We start from the raw sequence: 17,599 nt of genomic DNA on the forward strand, positions 1-17,599 counted from the left end.
CCGCAGCGCCCGGATGTCTGATTACATGTGCGCCATGACTGATGTGATGAGCACTCAAGGCCAGTTCCCGGGTGCCCCCGGGGAGTCCGAGCGGACCCGCAGGCTGCGCAGCCTCGGTCTCAACGAACCGTCCGCGGACGAGGCCTTCGACCGCTTCGCCCACCTGGCCGCCAGCATCACCCGCGCTCCCATCGCGATGGTCAACTTCATCAACGACGAGCGCCAGATGTTCCGGGGGCTCTACATTCCGCCAAACTCCAACGACGCCGCCGTCGAAGAAGGCGCCTCGTGGGCCGATCGGGGCATCGCCTTCGACCTTCCCACCCGTCAGATGCCGCTGAGTCACGGCTTCTGCCCGCACGTCGTCGCCCAGCGCTCCCCCCTCGCGCTCGACGACATCCTCGCCTACCCCCGGTTCTCCGGAAACCCGGTCGTCGACGAACTGGGCGTGCGCGCCTACCTCGGCGCACCGCTCGTCGACGACACCAACACCGTCATCGGCACCGTCTGCGTCCTCGACCGGGAACCCCGGCAGTGGGGACGCGAACGGCTGCGCGACATCCAGCACCTCGCCGAGGCCCTGCTCTCCGAGATCCGGCTGCGCGACAACCTGCTCGCCCAGCAGCAGGAGATGTTCGCCGCCTTCGACGGCTCCCCGTTCCCCATCATGCTCACCGACGGCCCCGGCCAGGAGATCCGCTACGCCAACGCCCAGCACGCCGAGACCTTCGGCGCGCCGGTGGCCTACGGCGCGATCGGCGTCGCCTACCCGCAGCTCGGCGCGGCCGGTCTCCAGCAGGCCGTCGCCGAGGCCTACCACACCGGGCGCAGCACCGTCCTCAACGACGTCCGGATCCAGTCGAGCCGGCCCGACGCCCAGCGCGGCCAGCAGATCTTCAGCTTCACCTGCACCCCGCTGCGGGTCGCGCGCACCGGCCAGGTCAACGGCGTCCTCACCGTCGGCATGGACGTCACCGCGCAGTCCCGCACCGAGGAGGAGCTCGGCACGCTGGCCGCCCTGCTCGTCGACCGGCTCCAGCAGAACGGCGCCACCCCCGCCGGCCGCCCGGGCATCGCCGGGGAGTCCGGCCTCGTCCTGCCGGGCTGAGCCGCCGATCCGACCCGTCGACCCGGAATCCGGCGGCGACGCAGCCGCCCGCATCCGCACCGTCACCACCACAGACCGCCCGGCGCACAGCGCACCGCGCCGGCGGGCACCGTCCACCACCGTGGCGGGGCGCCTCTCACCCCCGAGGAGAGGCTCCCCGCCACGGTGCCGTTGCGGACACCCCGCCCCCGGCGCGCCGGAGTTCGCGCACCACCGGACGGCCGGACGGGCTCCGGCCGCCGAGCCGGGGCCGCCCGCCTCGGGCCACCTGCCTCCGGCCACCCGCCGTGGGCCGACTGTCCCGGCACCCGCGCCGGCCCCGGCCCCGGCCCCCGACGCCGGGCCCGAGCGGGTGAACCGCCCACCGCCCGCCCCCGGCCGGCGCCCGCCCGACGGCCGCCGGTGGTAGGCATGGGCCGCATGGACTGGTTCGCCGCCCCCGACTACTGGCTCAGCCGGCTGCTCGTCCAGCGACTGATCGCCGCCCTCTACCTGACCGGGTTCCTCGCCGCCGCCGCCCAGTTCCGCCCCCTCATCGGCACCGACGGCATGCTGCCGGTGCCCCGGTTCACCGCCCGCGTCCCCTTCCGCCACGCGCCCGGGATCTTCCACCTCCACTACAGCGACCGCTTCTTCGCCGCCGTCGCCCTCGGCGGAGCCGCACTCGCCGCCGCCGTCACCGCCGGACTCGGTGACGCCGTCCCGCTCTGGGCCTCCGTCCTGCTGTGGGCGGTGCTGTGGTCCCTCTACCTCTCCATCGTCAACGTCGGACAGACCTGGTACTCCTTCGGCTGGGAATCGCTGCTGCTCGAGGCCGGCTTCCTCGCCGCCTTCCTCGGCAACGCCGACACCGCCCCGCCCGCCCTGGTGCTCTGGCTGATGCGCTGGCTGGTCCTCCGCGTCGAGTTCGGCGCCGGACTGATCAAACTGCGCGGCGACAGCTGCTGGCGCGACCTCACCTGCCTGCGCTACCACCACGAGACCCAGCCCATGCCCGGACCGCTCAGCTGGTTCTTCCACCACCTGCCCGACCCGCTGCACCGGATCGAGGCGGGCGCCAACCACGTCGTCCAACTCCTCGTCCCGCTCTGCCTCCTCCTCCCGCAACCGGTCGCGACCTACGCCGCCTGCGCCGTCGTCGCCACCCAGCTGTGGCTGATCGCCTCCGGCAACTTCGCCTGGCTCAACTGGCTGACCATCGCGCTCGCCCTCGCCGCCGTCGAGCCCTCCCGACTCGGCCTGCCCGCCGGGACCCACCCCCGCCCCGCCGCCCCGCTCTGGTTCGAGGCCCTGGTGGTCGCGCTGACCGTCGCCGTCGCCGTCCTCAGCTACTGGCCGGTCCGCAACCTGATCTCCCGCCGCCAGGTCATGAACCGCTCCTTCAACCGCCTGCACCTCGTCAACTCCTACGGCGCCTTCGGCAGCATCAACCGGATCCGCCAGGAGATCGTCATCGAGGGCACCGACGAGCCGCACCCCACCCCCCGCACGGTGTGGCGCGAGTACGGCTTCAAGGGCAAACCCGGTGACGTGCACCGCCTCCCGCGCCAGTACGCCCCCTACCACCTGCGGCTCGACTGGCTGATGTGGTTCGCCGCCATCTCGCCCGCCTACGCCCGCCCCTGGTTCCTGCCCTTCGTCGCCCGCCTGCTCGCCGGCGACCCGGCCACCCTGCGCCTGCTGCGCCACAACCCCTTCCCCGACGCCCCGCCGACCCACGTCCGGGCGACCCTCCACCTCTACCGGTTCACCGATTGGCGCGAACTGCGGCGCACCGGCGCCTGGTGGCACCGGACCGCCCTCCACGAGTACCTCGCGCCGGTCGACCTCGCCGCCCTCAGCCGCGCCGGCCACCGCCCGCCACTCGGCCGACGTACCCGAACCGTCCCCCTGGACCGGCTGCGCCGCCCGGCCCGGCGGGCCGCCGACCCCTCCGGCGGCACCGCACACCCGGGCCCCGACCACCCGTCCGGCCCCACGCCCCGCCACCCGGGCGGCCCTCCCCGGTAGCGGCCAGGCGGGCGGTGCGGCATACGACACCGACCCGTCGGGCGGTGGGTGCGTGCAAGGCTCGAACGGGCACCCGTATTCTGGGCGTCCACAACCGGCGGCCCGCACGCGCGCCCCCCCGCCCCCGCCCCGGGGCACCCCGCGCAACCGGTCCGCCGCCCCCTCGCTGCCAGCCCCGCCGCCGCCGCCCAGAACCGGACCTCACATGACAGTGCTTCACTCGCGCAACGCCGACGCAGCCGACCCGGCGGACGTCGCCGCCGCAGACGTCAAGGACCCCCAGGACGCCAAGGCCACCACGGCGGAGCCCGACCTCCGCGAGGACCTCGGCCGCTACGCCGAACTCGGCGCCTTCACCCTCACCGCCGACACCCACGCCTGGTACGCGGCCGTCGACACCGTCGCCACGCCCGAGGACGCCCGCGCCGGCTCCACGGCCCTCGCCGAGCTGCGCGGCCACGACCTCCAGCAGACCTGGGACGACGTCACCGCCCTCGCCTCCGAGGCCAAGCTCGACGAGCCCGACACCGTCGCCAAGACCGTGCTGCTCGTCGAACTCCTCCAGCGCGTGCACCGGACCGCCGCCACCCTCCACCGGGCCGCCTACGACGCCGACCTCGGCGCCCTCGCCGCCGCCACCGCCGACGGTGCCTGGCGCCGCGAGAACGGCGTCAAGCTGTCGTGGCTGCGCGCCCGCTCCCTGCGCAAGCAGGCCACCGCCCTCGCCACCGACCGCCGCGTCCGCCGCGAGGACCTGCACGAGGCGCTCACCTCCGCCGAGATCGAGCGCCGCGCCTGGGCCGCCCTCGCCCCCTCCGGCACCCTCCCGGCCGCACCCGCCGACGGCGCGCTCGTCGAGCGGACCGCCCAGACCTTCGAGTCCATCAACACCGGCCTGCGCGAGCTCGCCCGGCTGCTGCCCGGCCACGACCTCGACGGGCTGGCCTTCGCCGGGCTGATCGACCTCGTCGACCGCCTCGCCGCCGACGAGGGCACGCTCTACCGCCTGCCCACCATCCGCGGGCTGCGCGCCACCCTCGAGGACGCCGGTCTCGCCGACCTCCTCTCCGAGCTCGCCGCCACCCGCGCCGACCGCTACGCCGCCGAGGCCGCCTACGCCGCCCGCCAGGCCCTGGCCGGCGGCCAGCGCGACGGCCTCGCGGGGGGCACCGCCGCGGGGACCGTCGAGTCGGACACCGTCGAGTCGGGGACCGTCGAGTCGGAGGTCGCCGGGTCGGAGGTCGCCGAGTCGGTCGAGTCCGCTGAGCCCGAGACCGCTGAGTCGGACGCCGCTGAGTCCTCCACGGCTCCGGTGACGGTCGAGGAGCCCTCGACCGACGTTGTCGCCGAGGTTGCGACCGAAGCCGACGCCGAGGCCGAGGTGGCTGCGGAGACGGTGGCCGTCGAGGCCGAGCCCTCCGAGGAGACGGACGTCCACGAGGCGGTCGCCGAGGAGGAGGTGACGGTGGAGGCCCAGCCCGTCGCGGTCACCCTTCCGGCGCCGTCCCCGGCTGCCGACGACCTGGTGGCCGCCGCGACCGCCGCGCTCGCGGAGGCCCCCGACGTCCCGGAGACGCTGGAGGAGTCGGAGACCGCGGAGCCGGTGGCGACGGACGAGCCCGTGGAGGAAGCGGTCGAGGAGGCTTCGGAGGTCGAGGCCGTCGCCGAGGCTCCCGCCGTCGAGGAGCCGGTCGTCGTCGCGAGCGAGCCGGTCGTCGAGGCCGAGGCGGTTGCCGAGCCGGAGGCGGTCGAGGAGACCGTCGACCCCGTCGAGGAAGCCGCCCCGATTGCCGAAGCCGAGGCGGATGTTGCCGAGGCGCCCGAGGCCGAGGCCGCCGTCGAGGTCGCGGTCGAGGAGCCTGCGGTCGAGGCGGAGGTGACCGTGCAGCCCGTCGTCGACGAGACCGTCGAGGCCGAGGTCGTCGCCGAGGTTGCCACTGAGACCGAGGTCGTCGACGAGACCGTCGAGCCGGTCGCTGTGGAGGAGGCCGAGGCCGAGGTCGCCGCGGAGCCCGTCGTCGTTGAGACCGTCGAGGCCGAGGTCGTCACCGAGGTTGCCACCGAGGCCGAGGTTGCCGCGGAGGTCGAGGTCGTCGACGAGACCGTCGAGCCGGTCGCTGTGGAGGAGCCCGAGGTCGAGGTCGTCGAGGTCGAGACCGAGACCCCCGCTGCCGTGGTCGAGGAGGCCGCCGAGCCCGTCGCCCTGGAGGAGCCGGCGGTCCGGGAGCAGGCCGCTGAGCCGGTAAAGGAGCCGGAGCCTGAGCTGGAGCCGGAGCCCGCGCCCGTCGCCGCCGGCCGTCCCGCGAAGCCCGACTTCACGCCCGGTCGGCCCGTGACCGCCTACTCGGCCGACGAGCTGCTCGCCGTGGTCCGGTGGGTGGACGGCGACGGCGAGACGCGGTCGGAGGAGGAACTGCTGCGCGCGGCGATGAAGGAGCTGGGCTTCGCCCGCCTCGGTCCGCGGATCAAGGAGGCGCTGGGCGCCGCCGTGACCGCCGCGCGGGGCTGACCCCGGAGAGCGGACGGCGCGCCTCGGACGGTGCGTGACGAAGGGCCCGGGACGCGGATGTCGCGTCCCGGGCCCTTCCGTCGTCCGTGGGGGTCAGCCCGCCTTGTTCCACGGCTGCCCGGACATCAGTGCCTTGACGTTGGACACGTAGCTCGGGTTGGGGATGGCCAGACTGCCGACCACCTGGTTGGTGGTCGGGTCGGTGACGGTGTTGTAGTGCACGTTGCCCGCACCGGCGTTGTACGCGGAGATGACCAGGTCGAGCAGCGGCGTCTTGCCGGTGGCCGGGTCGGGGGACAGGTCGTACTTGCCGCCGAAGGACGAGTCGCCGTAGTAGGCGACCAGCCAGTCGAGCAGCTGGGTGCCGAGCTGGACGTTCCCGGCGAGGGTCTTCGGGTCGGACGTGGTGCCGAACTTGCTGTTCATCCAGCTGACGGTGTTCGGCATGATCTGCATGGTGCCGATGCCGCCGTCGCAGGCGAGGATGCCGGACTGCCAGCCGCTCTCCTGCCAGGCGATCGCCTTGACCAGCGCGACGGGCAGCGGCGGGAGCTTGTCGGTGCCTCCGCTGCTGAGGTTGAGCGTGCGGCTCTGCCCGGCCGCGGCGACCAGGGCGGCGCCCACGGCGTCCTTGGGCTCGTCCGGCTGGGGCTTGGAGGGCTGGCAGCCGCTCTGCAGCGGCGGGACGTGCGGCGTGGCCGGCGCGGGCGGCGGCGGGGGTGCGACCGGGCCCGGCTTGGCGGTCGGTACGGGGGCGGCGACGACGGGCTTGGCGACCGGGGGCTGCGTGGTGGGCGCGGCGGGTGCGGCGGCCGCGGCGGACTGGCCGGGGGCGGCGCTGCTCGGGGCCGCGCTGGTGGTACCGGGCTTGGCCGACCTGCTCGCGGACGGGCTCGCGCTGCGCGAGGCGCTGGGGCTCGCCGTGGGCGACGCGGTCGGCGTCGCGCTCGCGCTCGTGGTGGCGGTCGCGGACGGGCCGGTGCTCGGCGTCTCGGTCGGCAGGGTCGTCGCCGCCACGGCCGTGGTGCCGGCCGCGGCGTTCTGGTGGTCGTCGGCATGCTTGCTGCCGCAGCCGGCCAGCACGGCGGTGGAGACGGCCGCGGCCGACACCATCACCAGCGCGCGCCGGGACGTGCTGACTGTCATCTGAGGTTCCCCCACTTGTCACCGGCGGTCCCGGCGAGTGGCGGTCATCCTACGATGGGCCGTCCGTGCCCCGGACGAACGGGTGGTCCAATGCCCGCGCGAGGACGGCAGGGGCCGTCACCAGGGACGGTCCGTACCAGGTCAGGTGACGCCCGCTGACCAGTGCCGCCGGGACGCCGGGGAACGCCTCCGGGCCGTCGTCCGCCGTGAAGCGGTACGGCTCGTCCGGCAGGACGACCAAGTCGGGCCTGCAGGCGAGGAGTTCCGGCAGCGGTACGGCCGGGTAGCGCTCGGGGTGCTCGGCGTGGACGAGCCGGACGCCGAGGCGGTGCAGCAGGTCCCCGGCGAAGGTGTCGCGGCCGAGCACCATCCACGGGCGGCGCCAGATCGGTACGACCGCCCGCGGGCCGCCGGGCGCACGCCGCAGCGGGGCGGCCCAGGCCGCCTCGGCCTCGTCCAGCCAGGCCGGACGGGGGAGCCCGCAGGCGGTGGTGAGCATCCGGTCGAGCGAGCGGAAGGCGTCGTCCAGGGTACGGACGTCGGTGACCCACACCGGGACCCCGGCGGCCCGCAGCGCGTCCAGGTCGGCGCGCCGGTTCTCCTCGTCGTTGGCCAGCACGAGGTCCGGGGCGAGGCCGAGGACGCCCGGGACGTCCGGGTTCTTGGTGCCGCCGATCCGGGTGACGGCCAGATCGGCCGGGTGGCTGCACCAGTCGGTGGCGCCGACCAGCAGCCCGGGGGCGGTGGCGGCGACCGCCTCGGTGAGCGACGGCACCAGGGACACCACCCGGCGCGGCGGGCGGGGGCCGAGCGGGACGGGCAGGTCGAGGTCGTCCCGCGGGACGGTGGGGTCGGCCATCCCGTCACCCTATGCCCGGGGGCGGCGACTCGGATGACAGATGACAGATAACAGACGACAGCTTTCGAAATCTGTTATCTGTCATCTGTCTGCTGTCATCTGTTACCCGTCGTCCGTGCGTCGGTGCGCGGCCGCCCACACGTCCCCGCCCCCGCCCCGCCCCCCTGCCTCAGCAGGCCGCCGCGAGCTCCCCGCTCTCGGCGGCCCGGAGCCGGGCTATCAGCTCCTCCCGGGCGCGGGCGACCCGGGAGCGGACGGTGCCGATCGGGCACCCGGCGACCTCCGCCGCCTCGGCGTAGCTCAGGCCGACCACCTGGGTGAGCACGAACGCCTCCCTTCGCTGGGCGGGCACCCGGTCGAGCAGGTCGCCGAGCGCCACGCCGTCCTCGAACCCGCCCGCCGGGTCGACTCCCTGTCGTTCCGCGGCCTCCTGCCAGTCCGGCAGGGCGGCGCAGCGCGGCCGGGCCGCGGCCGTCCGGTACCGGTCGATGACCGTGCGCCGGGCGATGGACAGCAACCAGGTGCGGGCCGAGGAGCGGCCGGCGAACCCGGGCAGGCTGCGCAGCGCGCGCAGGAAGGTCTCCTGGGCGAGGTCGTCGGCGGACTGCACGTCGGTGAGGTGGGCGACGAACCGCCAGACGTCCCGCTGGGTGGCGCGGACGAAGGCCTCGACGTCGGGTGCCCGGCCCGCGCGCGCGGTCAGGGCGAGGGCGGTGAGCTGTTCGTCATCCACGGCGTCCTCCGACCCGGTCGGCCGCGCCGTCCCCGCCGTGCGGGACGATGGTCGTATGAGATGCGCGCAGTTCCGTACCGCTCTGTCGGCCCGGCTCGACGGCGAGCCGACCGGTCTGCCGGGCGGCCGGCTGGACAAGCACGTCGCGCGCTGCGCCGGGTGCCGGCAGTGGCTGGAGCAGGCCGAGCGGCTGCACGGGCTGGTGCGCACGGGCGCCGCCGACGGTCCGTCGCAGGGGTGGACGGCCCGGCTGCTGGGCGGGCTCGGGCCGGTGGAGGCGGTGGGCGGTCAGGCTCCGGACGGGCCGGAGGCCGCGGAGCGCTAGGACGGTGGCGCCGGGGCAGGCCGGTGCGCCGTCGTGGTCGGGCATGGAGAGGTCCTGAGGGGAGGGCTGGGAACGGCGGCCGCCCCTGGGCGGTGCCGTCGGTGTCCGTGGGCGACCGCGCGGCGCGCCGTACCCCGGTCGGGGTGGCGGCACGACGGGCGCGGGCCCGGGCCCTGGCGCTGCGGCGGCCAACGGCGCGACCGGACGGCAGGGCGACCTGCCCGTCGCGGAGACCTCGTAGCGGAGAGGAGTGCGGCGGGCGCGTCAGCAGGCGAGGGCGGTGGCCGGCGGGCCGCGCCGCACCACGGCGTGCGTGAGGAGCACCGACCTCGGCGGGCGGGCCCGGTCGTGAGAAGGCCGGGGCGCGGCCGGCGGCCGGTAGCCGAAGGGCCGCGCGAAGAGCGCCGGCAGTGCGAACAGCAGGACGCCCGCGACGACCGACCCGAGCGCGCCGAGCAGGTCGAAGAGCCGCACCAGCGCGGCGTCTCCGCGCCACAGCAGCAGGGCGCAGGCCAGGGCGGCGAGGGCGTGGGCGGCGATCATCCCGAGGGACATCCCGTGGGCCATGCCGTGCGCCATCCCGTGCGCCGGGGAGACCCCGGACGGGCCCGGCATGCCCGCCATCCCGGCCATGTCCATCGCCATGCCGTCGGTCGCGGCGGGAGCCGCCGCCGACGCCGGGAGCGAACCGGCCGCGTGGTGCATGCCGGTCATCGGGTGCAGTCCGGCGGCGGGCGGCGCGTCCGGATCGAGGCCCGCCATCCGGGCCAGCTCGGCGGGGGAGAGCCCGGCGGGGATCCGTTCCGGGTTGCAGAGCAGCAGGGCGGCCCAGTCCGTCGAGGCGAGCCGGCCGAGACCGGCGTTCCCGCGGCCGAGCGCCCCGGCCTGCTCGAACACCAGGTGCAGCGCGCTCTGTGCCGCGACCATCCACGCGCTGATCGCCCCGAGCCCGCGCCGCCCGCCGGCGAGCAGCCAGGTCACACCGAGTACGGCCGCGAACGCGCCGGCCAGCACCGGGGGCGAGACTCCGGCCCCGGCCATGGCGACGTGTGCCGCGGCGGCCAGCGCCACGCAGAGCGCGGCGAAGACCGCGGCGCGCAGCAGGCGGATCCGGTCGGTCATCACGATGGGACTCATCGTCGCATTCGCCGGGCCCGGTCCGTACCGCACCCTCCGGTATTGGCCGGTTCCGCCCCGTGAGACCATGCCCGGCCGTCGACCCCTTCGACCCCGTCGACCCCGTCGGAGCCATCGGCCCCGTCCCCCGCCCCGTCGGCCCCACCCCCCCCGCCTCGTCCGCCCTGTCGGTACACCGCGGCCCCGCCCCGGACCGGCGGCGCCGGTACGACTACCAGCGCGGTTTGACATCTCCCCCCGGTTGCTCACTAAATGTGCACACGCAGGCGCAGAGGGTGTCCGCCGGGCGGGTGCCCGGGCGACGCAAGGACACCCGACACCACACGAGCAGGAGGCCCGGCCATGGCGACCTCGACCGGCTCGGCGGCCCCGGCCGTCGACCTCGCCGACCCCCGCTTCTGGCAGCTGCCGGCCCCCGCCCGCTCGGCCGCCTTCGCCGAACTGCGCCGACGCCCGGCCCCCGTCCGCTTCGCCGATCCGGCCACCGGGCGGGGCTTCCACGCGCTGGTCCGCCACGCCGACGTCGTCGAGGCCAGCCGCACCCCCGCCGTCTTCCTCAGCGGTCCGGGCGTCACGATCCCCGAGCCGGTCCGCTGGGTACGGGTGCTGTTCGGCGACTCGATGGTCAACCTCGACGACCCCCGGCACGCCCAGCTGCGCCGGATCATCTCGCGGGCCTTCACCCCCCGGCTGCTCGGCCAGGTCGAGGAGGACATCCGCCGGGTCGCCGCCCGACTGGTCGACGACCTGGAGCGGCGGCGCCCCGAGGAACCGGGCGACTTCGTCACCTCGGTGGCGGCCGAACTCCCCTTCCAGGTGATCTGCACCATGATGGGCATCCCGGAGCGGCCGCGCCGGGCGATCCTCGACCAGGTCAACCACGCGTCCGAGCACGCGGGGGTGGCCCGCCCGCTGCGCCGCCGGATCCGGGTGCCGGGGCGCGGGCTGATGGCGCTCGCCCGGATGCAGGGCATGGTCGCCGGCATCGGCCGCGAGCGCCGCCGCCGGCCCACCGAGGACCTCATCTCGGCGCTGGTCACCGCGGACGTGGACGGCCGCCGGCTCTCCGGCCGCGAACTCGGGGCCTTCTTCTCCCTGCTGCTGGTCGCCGGGGTGGAAACCACCCGCAACGCCCTCGCACACGGCCTGCACCTGCTGACCGTCCACCCGGAGCAGCGCGCCCTGCTCCTCGCCGACCTGGACGGGCGGCTGGGCGGCGCGGTCGACGAGATGGTCCGGTACGCGACGCCGATCGTCCAGTTCCGCCGGACGCTCGCCGTCGACCACGAGCTCGGCGGCCCCGGCGGGCCGCTGCTGCGGGCGGGGGAGAAGGTCGCGCTGTTCTTCGGCTCGGCCAACCGGGACGAGACGGTCTTCCCCGACCCGGAGGTCTTCGACATCACCCGCACGCCCAACCCGCACCTGGGGTTCGGCGGCGGCGGGCCGCACTACTGCCTCGGCGCGCACCTGGCCCGGCAGGAGATGAAGGCACTGTTCCGCGAGCTGTTCACCCGCCTGCCCGAGCTGCGCTCGGTGGGCGAACCGGAGCTCGTCCCGTCCAGCTTCGACCACCGCGTCCGGTCGCTTCGCTTCACCTACTGACGTCGGCCGCCCGGGCCGCCGCTCACCACTCCCGGGTGGCGATCAGCTCCTCCACGTCCGCGTCCGCGAAGCCGTAGGACGAGGCGACGAACCAGAAGTCCTCGGCGATCTCCTCCCGGGCGACCGTCTCGATCTCGCTCCCGGCCGCCTCGAACTCCGCCTCCAGCCGGTTGAACTCCTCGGTCGCGGCCTGCGTCAGCACGTACAGCTCCGCCAGGCCGGACGGCCGTTCGGCCTCGATCCGCTCGCAGAGCCGCAGCAGGACCGCCCTGCCCCGGTCGAGGACGTGGTCGGGGTAGTAGTCGTCCGCGTACAGCTGTCGAAGGAACCCGTGCTCCGCCACCTGCGGGTGCGTGATCGCCACGGCGCGTCCCCTTCCCGTAAGGGCCCGGTCGGGTGCGGGCCGTCGGGCCGATCGTGCACCACGCCACCGACAATCCGGTCCGGCACGGTCGTTCCGGCGCGTCGGGTGGTGTGGCCGCCGCGCCGGGCGGTGGCCGGCTCGGCGGCCTGCACCAGCACCCGGGTCCCGGCCGGCAGCGGGTTGCCGCCGCAGTGGTCGACGTCCGGGTGGCCCCACCCGCCGGTCGGCGCAGGCCCGGTGGGGCGCCGATGACGGTGCCGACGGCGGTGGCGGGCGTCACGGCGCGGAGCGCGGGAGGGGAGCACAATGCGGGACATGACAGAGCGTCCGACCTCCCCAGGAAGCGGGGCCGCCGCGCGGCCCGACGCGCAGCCCGCCGAACCCGTCCGGGCCGCGGCTGCACCCCGTCCGGCCCCGGCCGGGTCCGCGGACCGGCCCACCGCCGACGCCTGGGCCGCCCTCGGCGGTGCGGCCGACCTGCTGGAGAGGGTCTCCTTCCACGGCCCCGACGACCTGCTGCCCTCCGGCCTGCCGGTGCGCCGGCTCGCCCGGGCCACCGTGGCCGCCTGCTCGCTGGCCGCCGCCGAACTCGCCGCCCACCGAAGCGGCGGCCCCGTCCCGGCCGTCCGGGTGGACGAGGGCGCCGTCGCCACCGCCTTCGTCAGCGAGCGCCACCTGACGGTCGACGGCCGTACGCCCGTCAGCTTCGCCCCGCACTCCGGTTTCTGGCGCACCACCGACGGCTGGGTCCGCACCCACGCCAACTACCCGCACCACCGCGCCCGGCTGCTCGCCGCGCTCGACCTGCCCGCCGACGCGGGGCCCGAGCAGCTCGCCGCCGTGCTGGGCGGGCTGCCGGCCGAGCGGATCCAGGAGCGGGCCTATGCGGCGGGGGCGCTCGCCGTGGCCGTCGCGCCGGTCCGGGACGCCGAGCTCCCCCTGGTGGAGCACCGGGTGGTCGGCTCCGCACCGCCCCGACCGCTGGGAGGCGCCGACGTGTCCCGGCCCGCCGCCGGGATCCGCGTCCTCGACCTCACCCGGGTCATCGCCGGACCGGTCGCGACCCGCACGCTCGCCCTGCTCGGCGCCGACGTCCTGCGGGTCGACCCGCCCGGGATCCCCGAGGCCGACGACGCCCACGCCGACACCGGCTTCGGCAAGCGCTCGACCCGCCTCGACCTCGCGGACCGTGCCGACCGCGCGGTCTTCGACGGCCTGCTCGCGGACGCGGACGTCCTGGTCACCGCCTACCGGCCGGGCGCCCTGGACGCACACGGCCTCGCCGCCGAAGCCGTGGCGCAGCGCCACCCCGGCCTGGTCCTCGCCCAGCTCTGCGCCTGGGGCTGGACCGGCCCGTGGTCCGGCCGCCGGGGCTTCGACAGCCTCGTCCAGGCCGGTGTCGGCATCGCCGCCCACGAGGCCGGCCCCGGCGGGCACCCCGGTGTCCTGCCGGCCCAGGCCCTCGACCACGGGACCGGCTACCTCATCGCCGCCGGCGTCCTGCGCGCCCTCACCGACCAGCGCACCGGCCGGCCCGGCGGCCGCCACCTGCGCTACTCCCTCGCCGGCACCGCCTCCTGGCTGCTCCACGGCATCGCACCCGGGGCGGACGCCGCCGCGGCCGGGCCGGTGGCCGGAGCCGCGGTCGGTCCGGCGGTCGGTCCGGCGGTCGGAACCGCTGCCGGAAGTTCCGCCGCGCCGCCGTACGACCCGGCGCGCTGGCTGGCCGAGACGGACTCCGCCTACGGACGGCTGCGCCACGCCCTGCCGCCGGTCGCCTACGAGGGCGCGCCCACCGACTGGGCCCGCCCGCCGGGGCGCTGGGGGACGGACGAGCCGGTCTGGCTCTGACGTCACCGGGTGCCCCCGGGTGCGCCGCGCCCTCCCGGGCCACCCGGGCGCGCCCGTTGCCCGGCCGGGGTGGCCCCGGCCTGGCCCCGACCGGGCCCACGACCGGGTCGGGTGTCCCGGCTGTCACCGCCGTCTGGCAGCATGCCGGGCATGACCGCACACGCCACCGACTACACCTGGTTCGACCAGCGCTACCCCGTCCTCGGTGAGGCCTACTGCCTGACCCAGGTCGAGGGGATCACCGCCGACGAACTGCTGCGCCGCTTCGACGCCCTGCCCGGCCGGGAGGTCACCGGGCTGGACGCGGTGGTCGCCGCCTGGGAGGCCTTCGACGACGGGGAGGACGAGGAGGCCGGCGCCCTGTTCGACGAGGACGAGGACCGGCTGCTCGTCGCCGTCACCGACCTCGACGGCTGGGCCCTCGCGGTCGAGGTCTACGGGTACCTGGGCAGCCTGCACGAGGTCATCCCCCGGCTCGCGGACGGCACCCGGCTGGTCTCGCACTTCCGCAACGTCAACGCGGTGGACCACTTCAACTGGTGGGAGCGCGGCGGCTGCCGCCTCCAGTTCGAACCGCTGTTCCCGACCCAGCGGCACGGCTCGGACGCGGAGGCCCCCGGCGTCCCCGACCTGCTGACCGCCTGCGGCTTCCAGCTCGACGGGGAGCGGTACGACCTGCACACCGAGGCCGCCTTCGCGCTGGCCGAACGGCTGACGGACGTCCGGCTCGGCCCGGAGCGGCTGGAGGCCGCGACGTTCCGGATCGGCTACGCCCCGCGGCCTTAGTGGTCTGCGTCGTAAGTCCTTCGGGGGTTGACTTCGAGACTGGGCATCGGCGTTCTCGTGGTGGGTGGCCGACATGTGGTACCGAGGGAGTTCTCGGGGGTGGTGGCACTGCAGGTGGGCGGGAGGGCGTCTGATCGGAGGCTGGCTCGCCTCGTCGCGGGTGCGCTCAGCGTGGGACTGCGGGGGTGTGGTATCGGCGGTCAGGCGTCGGGGCGTGCCTCGAGGAATGCGAGGGCGCGCACCACGAACGCGTCGTGGAACTGGAAGATCCCGCCGTGTCCGGCGTCCGGGTAGAGGGGGACGAGTTCGCCCCGGGGCAGTCGTGCGGCGAGGTCGAGGGTGTTCTCGCTCGGCACCATCCGGTCGCTCTCGCCGTTGGCCACCAGGACCGGCTGGTGGATGCGGGACATGTCGGCCGGCGCCTGCAGGCCCCATCGGTGGATGGCCTTGAGCTGGGAGAGATAGGAGATGGGGGAGATCGCCTTGTCCCGGTGTTGCGTTCGCTCCTTCAGCCGGGCCAGGAACTCCTTGCCGGCCCGGCGTCCGTTCGCGGTACGGGTGAAGAAGAGGTACTGCTTCGGATCTTGGAGGGTGAGCAGTGCTCGGAGGGTGTCGAGGTGGGAGATCCGGGTCACGTTCTTAATACCCTTGCCACCGGCGGGTCCTGTGCCCGCGAGGATCAGCCTGCGAACGAGTTGCGGTTCGTTCTGTGCGATCACCTGGGCGACCATCCCGCCCATCGAGAAGCCGAGGATGTCCACCTGGTCGAGCTCGAGTGCCCGGATGAAGGTGACGGCGTCGTCGGCCATTTTCTCGATGGTCTTGGGTGTCGAACCGGTGGACGCGCCGACGCCCCTGTTGTCGAACGTGATCACCCGGTGCCTGGCGGCGATGCCGTCGACGACACGGGGATCCCAGTTGTCGAGTACCGCGGCAAGATGGGTGAGGAAGATCACCGGGATGCCGGACCGGGGGCCGAGGTCGCGGTAGGCGAAGGTCACTTGGTCGGCGGTGACGGTGCGGGTCGGTGCGTCCCGGTAGGACATCACCGTGCCGCCGCTACCTTCATGTGTGTCGTTCATGGGTGTGCCCTTCGGTCTCGGATCTACCGCGGCCTCGCTCCGGCCGCTTCGTCCTCGCGGGTATGCGCAGGACGGCTTCCCGGTCTTCCGACTGCGGGCGCGGGGCCGGCGGCCGGATGAGTGGGAGGGGCGCGCGGTGCACCTCTGGTCGATTCCTGTGGTGGCGGGGAGGGGGGATCCACTCGTCTGCCGAGGCCGGCCGGTCAGGTGGAGGCGGGGACCGGCCGGCAGACCTCACTCCATCGCGATGACGACTTTGCCGGCCTTCGCGCGGCCCTTCTCGGCGTACTCCATGGCGTCGCGGGTCCGGTCGAAGGGGAAGACCCGGTCGACGACGGGGTGGATCTGCCCGGCGTCGACGAGCCGGGTGAGTTCGCGCAGCTGGCCGCCGTCGGCCTTCATGAACAGGAACGAGTAGGTGACGCCGTGGCGCTTGGCACGGCGCCGGGTCCTGAAGCTCAGCGCGTTCATCGCCTGCCGCAGGAGCGGGTTTGCGCCGAGCTCGCGGGCGAAGTCCGCGTCGGGCGGCCCGGCGATGCTGATGACCTTCCCGCCAGGCTTAAGGACCCGCAGCGACTTCTCCAGGGTCTCGCCGCCGAGGGTGTCCAGGACGACGTCGTAGCCGTCCAGGAGCTGCTCGAAGTCCTGGGCGCGGTAGTCGATGACCACGTCCGCGCCGAGTTCCTTGACCAGGTCGGCGTTGGCCGCGCTCGCGGTGGTGGCCACATGTGCGCCCAGGTGCCTGGCCAGCTGGAGGGCGATGGTGCCCACTCCGCCGGAGCCCGCGTGGATCAGGACTTTCTGGCCCGGCCGGACCTGCGCCTTCTCTACCAGCGCCTGCCAGGAGGTGAGGGCGACCAGCGGGAGGGAGGCGGCCTGCGCCATGGTGAGGACGGCGGGTTTGGGGGCCAGGTCGTCCTGGTGGACGGCGATGAGTTCGGCGAAGGTGCCGATGCGATCCTTGTCGGGCCGGGCGTAGACCTCGTCGCCCACCGCGAAGCGGGTGACCGACGAGCCGACCCGGACCACCACTCCGGCGAGGTCGTTGCCCAGGACGAGCGGAAGGCGGTACGGCAGGATCCTCTTGAAGGCGCCGTCGCGGATCTTGAAGTCCAGCGGGTTGACGCTCGCCGCGTGGACCTCGACCAGGACATCCTCGGGACCCGGCTGCGGATCGGGCAGCTCGGCGGCGTGCACCGCCGACTGGTCGCCGTACTTCTCGATCAGGTAGGTCTTCATCTCTCCGTCTCCGTGTCCCGTCCGTACCCGAACGCGATCTCCGCTCGCTTCCGGGCCTGCCCCGGTACGAGCCACTTTCTGCTAGTCACTGCTGGTTCACGGCGCCCCACGCCGATGCGGCGGAGTGCTTCTCACGCCGCGTTCGGCGACGTGGCCAGGCTCTGCTTGACGTACCGGGTGGTCTCGTCGGCGAGGACCTCGGGCAGGCCCGCCTCCACGGCGGACAGGGCCTGGGTGGCGACCTCGGCGGGGTTTGCCTTCTGGTCGGCGGGAACGCCGGCGGCCATGTCGGTGTCCATGTACCCGACGTGCAGCGCCGTCACCGTTATGCCGCGGGGCGCCAGTTCCTCTCGGACCGCGCCGGTCAGCGCCCATGCCGCCGCCTTCGCCGCAGCGTATGCGCCGAGGCCGGCCGGGTGCAGCCAGGACAGGACCGACAGCACGTTGAGCACGCCGCCGCCGCCGTTGGACTCGATGACCGGGGCGAAAGCCCGCGTCACGGCGAGAGGGCCGAAGAAGTTCACCTCCATTTCCAAGCGCACCGCGTCCGGGCTGCCCGCGATCAGCGGCGTTCCGGTGGAGATGCCCGCGTTGTTGACCAGCAGCGTCGCGTCGGCGGCGATGCGGGCCGCCGCCCGGATCGACTCCGCGTCGGTAACGTCCAGCCGCAGCGGGACGACGCCCGGAAGGTCCACCGTCTCGGGGCGGCGGGCCGCCGCGTACACCTTGGCCCCGCGCTCCACGAGCTGGGCGGCAAGATGCCGCCCGAGTCCCCGGTTGGCGCCAGTGACCACCGCGACCGCGTTCTTCAGTTCCATGAGCACTCCCGACGTAGTGGGCGGCAGCTG

Annotated in this window: 15 protein-coding genes; 7 read left to right on the forward strand and 8 right to left on the reverse strand. The window is 74.7% G+C overall.

Going from position 1 to position 17,599, the window contains the following annotated elements; translation table 11 throughout:
• Nucleotides 1-34: 34 nt before the first annotated feature.
• From ACFYUY_RS00915 to ACFYUY_RS00925, 3 genes are all read left to right on the forward strand, one after another.
• A complete protein-coding gene (locus ACFYUY_RS00915) occupies nt 35-1,108 on the forward strand; it encodes a GAF domain-containing protein (protein WP_387896843.1) in 1,074 nt (357 codons plus the stop codon).
• 420 nt (nt 1,109-1,528) lie between these two features.
• Nucleotides 1,529-3,118, forward strand: coding sequence for a lipase maturation factor family protein (locus ACFYUY_RS00920; protein WP_360205460.1), 1,590 nt, complete (start codon nt 1,529-1,531; stop codon nt 3,116-3,118).
• Between the two features lie 205 nt (nt 3,119-3,323).
• A complete protein-coding gene (locus tag ACFYUY_RS00925) occupies nt 3,324-5,627 on the forward strand; it encodes a hypothetical protein (RefSeq protein WP_387896845.1) in 2,304 nt (767 codons plus the stop codon).
• A 93-nt stretch (nt 5,628-5,720) separates the two neighbouring features.
• Here ACFYUY_RS00925 and ACFYUY_RS00930 read toward each other — a convergent pair whose 3' ends face one another.
• The 3 genes from ACFYUY_RS00930 to ACFYUY_RS00940 form a co-directional block, all read right to left on the reverse strand.
• Nucleotides 5,721-6,773: a transglycosylase SLT domain-containing protein gene (locus tag ACFYUY_RS00930; RefSeq protein ID WP_387896846.1), complete on the reverse strand. Its 1,053-nt coding sequence runs from the start codon at nt 6,771-6,773 to the stop codon at nt 5,721-5,723.
• Between the two features lie 49 nt (nt 6,774-6,822).
• Nucleotides 6,823-7,632: a helical backbone metal receptor gene (locus ACFYUY_RS00935; RefSeq protein ID WP_360205201.1), complete on the reverse strand. Its 810-nt coding sequence runs from the start codon at nt 7,630-7,632 to the stop codon at nt 6,823-6,825.
• 169 nt (nt 7,633-7,801) lie between these two features.
• Nucleotides 7,802-8,365 carry a sigma-70 family RNA polymerase sigma factor gene (locus tag ACFYUY_RS00940; RefSeq protein WP_387896847.1) on the reverse strand — a complete coding sequence of 188 codons (564 nt, stop codon included), beginning with the start codon at nt 8,363-8,365 and terminating at the stop codon, nt 7,802-7,804.
• 55 nt (nt 8,366-8,420) lie between these two features.
• On the opposite strand from ACFYUY_RS00940, the gene ACFYUY_RS00945 reads away from it, so the two are divergent.
• On the forward strand, nt 8,421-8,690 hold the full coding sequence (locus tag ACFYUY_RS00945) for a zf-HC2 domain-containing protein (protein ID WP_387896848.1): 270 nt from the start codon (nt 8,421-8,423) through the stop codon (nt 8,688-8,690).
• A 264-nt stretch (nt 8,691-8,954) separates the two neighbouring features.
• Here the strand turns inward: ACFYUY_RS00945 and ACFYUY_RS00950 are convergent, their stop codons facing one another.
• Nucleotides 8,955-9,827, reverse strand: coding sequence for a hypothetical protein (locus ACFYUY_RS00950; RefSeq protein WP_387896850.1), 873 nt, complete (start codon nt 9,825-9,827; stop codon nt 8,955-8,957).
• Between the two features lie 342 nt (nt 9,828-10,169).
• Here ACFYUY_RS00950 and ACFYUY_RS00955 point away from each other — a divergent pair, with 342 nt between their 5' ends.
• Nucleotides 10,170-11,429: a cytochrome P450 gene (locus tag ACFYUY_RS00955; RefSeq protein ID WP_360205211.1), complete on the forward strand. Its 1,260-nt coding sequence runs from the start codon at nt 10,170-10,172 to the stop codon at nt 11,427-11,429.
• A 22-nt stretch (nt 11,430-11,451) separates the two neighbouring features.
• Here ACFYUY_RS00955 and ACFYUY_RS00960 read toward each other — a convergent pair whose 3' ends face one another.
• Nucleotides 11,452-11,793, reverse strand: a complete 342-nt coding sequence (locus ACFYUY_RS00960) for a DUF5713 family protein (RefSeq protein WP_360205213.1) — start codon at nt 11,791-11,793, stop codon at nt 11,452-11,454.
• A 315-nt stretch (nt 11,794-12,108) separates the two neighbouring features.
• On the opposite strand from ACFYUY_RS00960, the gene ACFYUY_RS00965 reads away from it, so the two are divergent.
• Together ACFYUY_RS00965 and ACFYUY_RS00970 are read left to right on the forward strand one after the other, a co-directional pair.
• Nucleotides 12,109-13,644 carry a CoA transferase gene (locus ACFYUY_RS00965; protein WP_387896852.1) on the forward strand — a complete coding sequence of 512 codons (1,536 nt, stop codon included), beginning with the start codon at nt 12,109-12,111 and terminating at the stop codon, nt 13,642-13,644.
• 150 nt (nt 13,645-13,794) lie between these two features.
• Complete coding sequence (locus ACFYUY_RS00970; protein ID WP_387896854.1) at nt 13,795-14,430, forward strand: DUF6461 domain-containing protein; 636 nt, start codon at nt 13,795-13,797, stop codon at nt 14,428-14,430.
• A 200-nt stretch (nt 14,431-14,630) separates the two neighbouring features.
• Here ACFYUY_RS00970 and ACFYUY_RS00975 read toward each other — a convergent pair whose 3' ends face one another.
• The 3 genes from ACFYUY_RS00975 to ACFYUY_RS00985 form a co-directional block, all read right to left on the reverse strand.
• Nucleotides 14,631-15,512: an alpha/beta fold hydrolase gene (locus tag ACFYUY_RS00975; RefSeq protein ID WP_033824403.1), complete on the reverse strand. Its 882-nt coding sequence runs from the start codon at nt 15,510-15,512 to the stop codon at nt 14,631-14,633.
• A 234-nt stretch (nt 15,513-15,746) separates the two neighbouring features.
• Complete coding sequence (locus ACFYUY_RS00980; RefSeq protein WP_387896857.1) at nt 15,747-16,751, reverse strand: NADP-dependent oxidoreductase; 1,005 nt, start codon at nt 16,749-16,751, stop codon at nt 15,747-15,749.
• A gap of 131 nt (nt 16,752-16,882) precedes the next feature.
• Nucleotides 16,883-17,569, reverse strand: a complete 687-nt coding sequence (locus ACFYUY_RS00985; RefSeq protein WP_033824401.1) for an SDR family oxidoreductase — start codon at nt 17,567-17,569, stop codon at nt 16,883-16,885.
• Nucleotides 17,570-17,599 lie beyond the last annotated feature (30 nt).

This window comes from Kitasatospora sp. NPDC004745, from assembly GCF_042873275.1.
Lineage (GTDB): Bacteria > Actinomycetota > Actinomycetes > Streptomycetales > Streptomycetaceae > Kitasatospora.

What these genes read in the sequence shown, in the direction of transcription:
- ACFYUY_RS00945 (WP_387896848.1), top strand. Translation starts at nt 8,421, where the DNA reads ATGAGATGCGCGCAGTTCCGTACCGCTCTGTCGGCCCGGCTCGACGGC.
- ACFYUY_RS00935 (WP_360205201.1), bottom strand. Translation starts at nt 7,632, where the DNA reads ATGGCCGACCCCACCGTCCCGCGGGACGACCTCGACCTGCCCGTCCCG.
- ACFYUY_RS00925 (WP_387896845.1), top strand. Translation starts at nt 3,324, where the DNA reads ATGACAGTGCTTCACTCGCGCAACGCCGACGCAGCCGACCCGGCGGAC.
- ACFYUY_RS00930 (WP_387896846.1), bottom strand. Translation starts at nt 6,773, where the DNA reads ATGACAGTCAGCACGTCCCGGCGCGCGCTGGTGATGGTGTCGGCCGCG.
- ACFYUY_RS00975 (WP_033824403.1), bottom strand. Translation starts at nt 15,512, where the DNA reads ATGAACGACACACATGAAGGTAGCGGCGGCACGGTGATGTCCTACCGG.
- ACFYUY_RS00965 (WP_387896852.1), top strand. Translation starts at nt 12,109, where the DNA reads ATGACAGAGCGTCCGACCTCCCCAGGAAGCGGGGCCGCCGCGCGGCCC.
- ACFYUY_RS00915 (WP_387896843.1), top strand. Translation starts at nt 35, where the DNA reads ATGACTGATGTGATGAGCACTCAAGGCCAGTTCCCGGGTGCCCCCGGG.
- ACFYUY_RS00970 (WP_387896854.1), top strand. Translation starts at nt 13,795, where the DNA reads ATGACCGCACACGCCACCGACTACACCTGGTTCGACCAGCGCTACCCC.
- ACFYUY_RS00920 (WP_360205460.1), top strand. Translation starts at nt 1,529, where the DNA reads ATGGACTGGTTCGCCGCCCCCGACTACTGGCTCAGCCGGCTGCTCGTC.
- ACFYUY_RS00955 (WP_360205211.1), top strand. Translation starts at nt 10,170, where the DNA reads ATGGCGACCTCGACCGGCTCGGCGGCCCCGGCCGTCGACCTCGCCGAC.
- ACFYUY_RS00980 (WP_387896857.1), bottom strand. Translation starts at nt 16,751, where the DNA reads ATGAAGACCTACCTGATCGAGAAGTACGGCGACCAGTCGGCGGTGCAC.
- ACFYUY_RS00985 (WP_033824401.1), bottom strand. Translation starts at nt 17,569, where the DNA reads ATGGAACTGAAGAACGCGGTCGCGGTGGTCACTGGCGCCAACCGGGGA.
- ACFYUY_RS00950 (WP_387896850.1), bottom strand. Translation starts at nt 9,827, where the DNA reads ATGAGTCCCATCGTGATGACCGACCGGATCCGCCTGCTGCGCGCCGCG.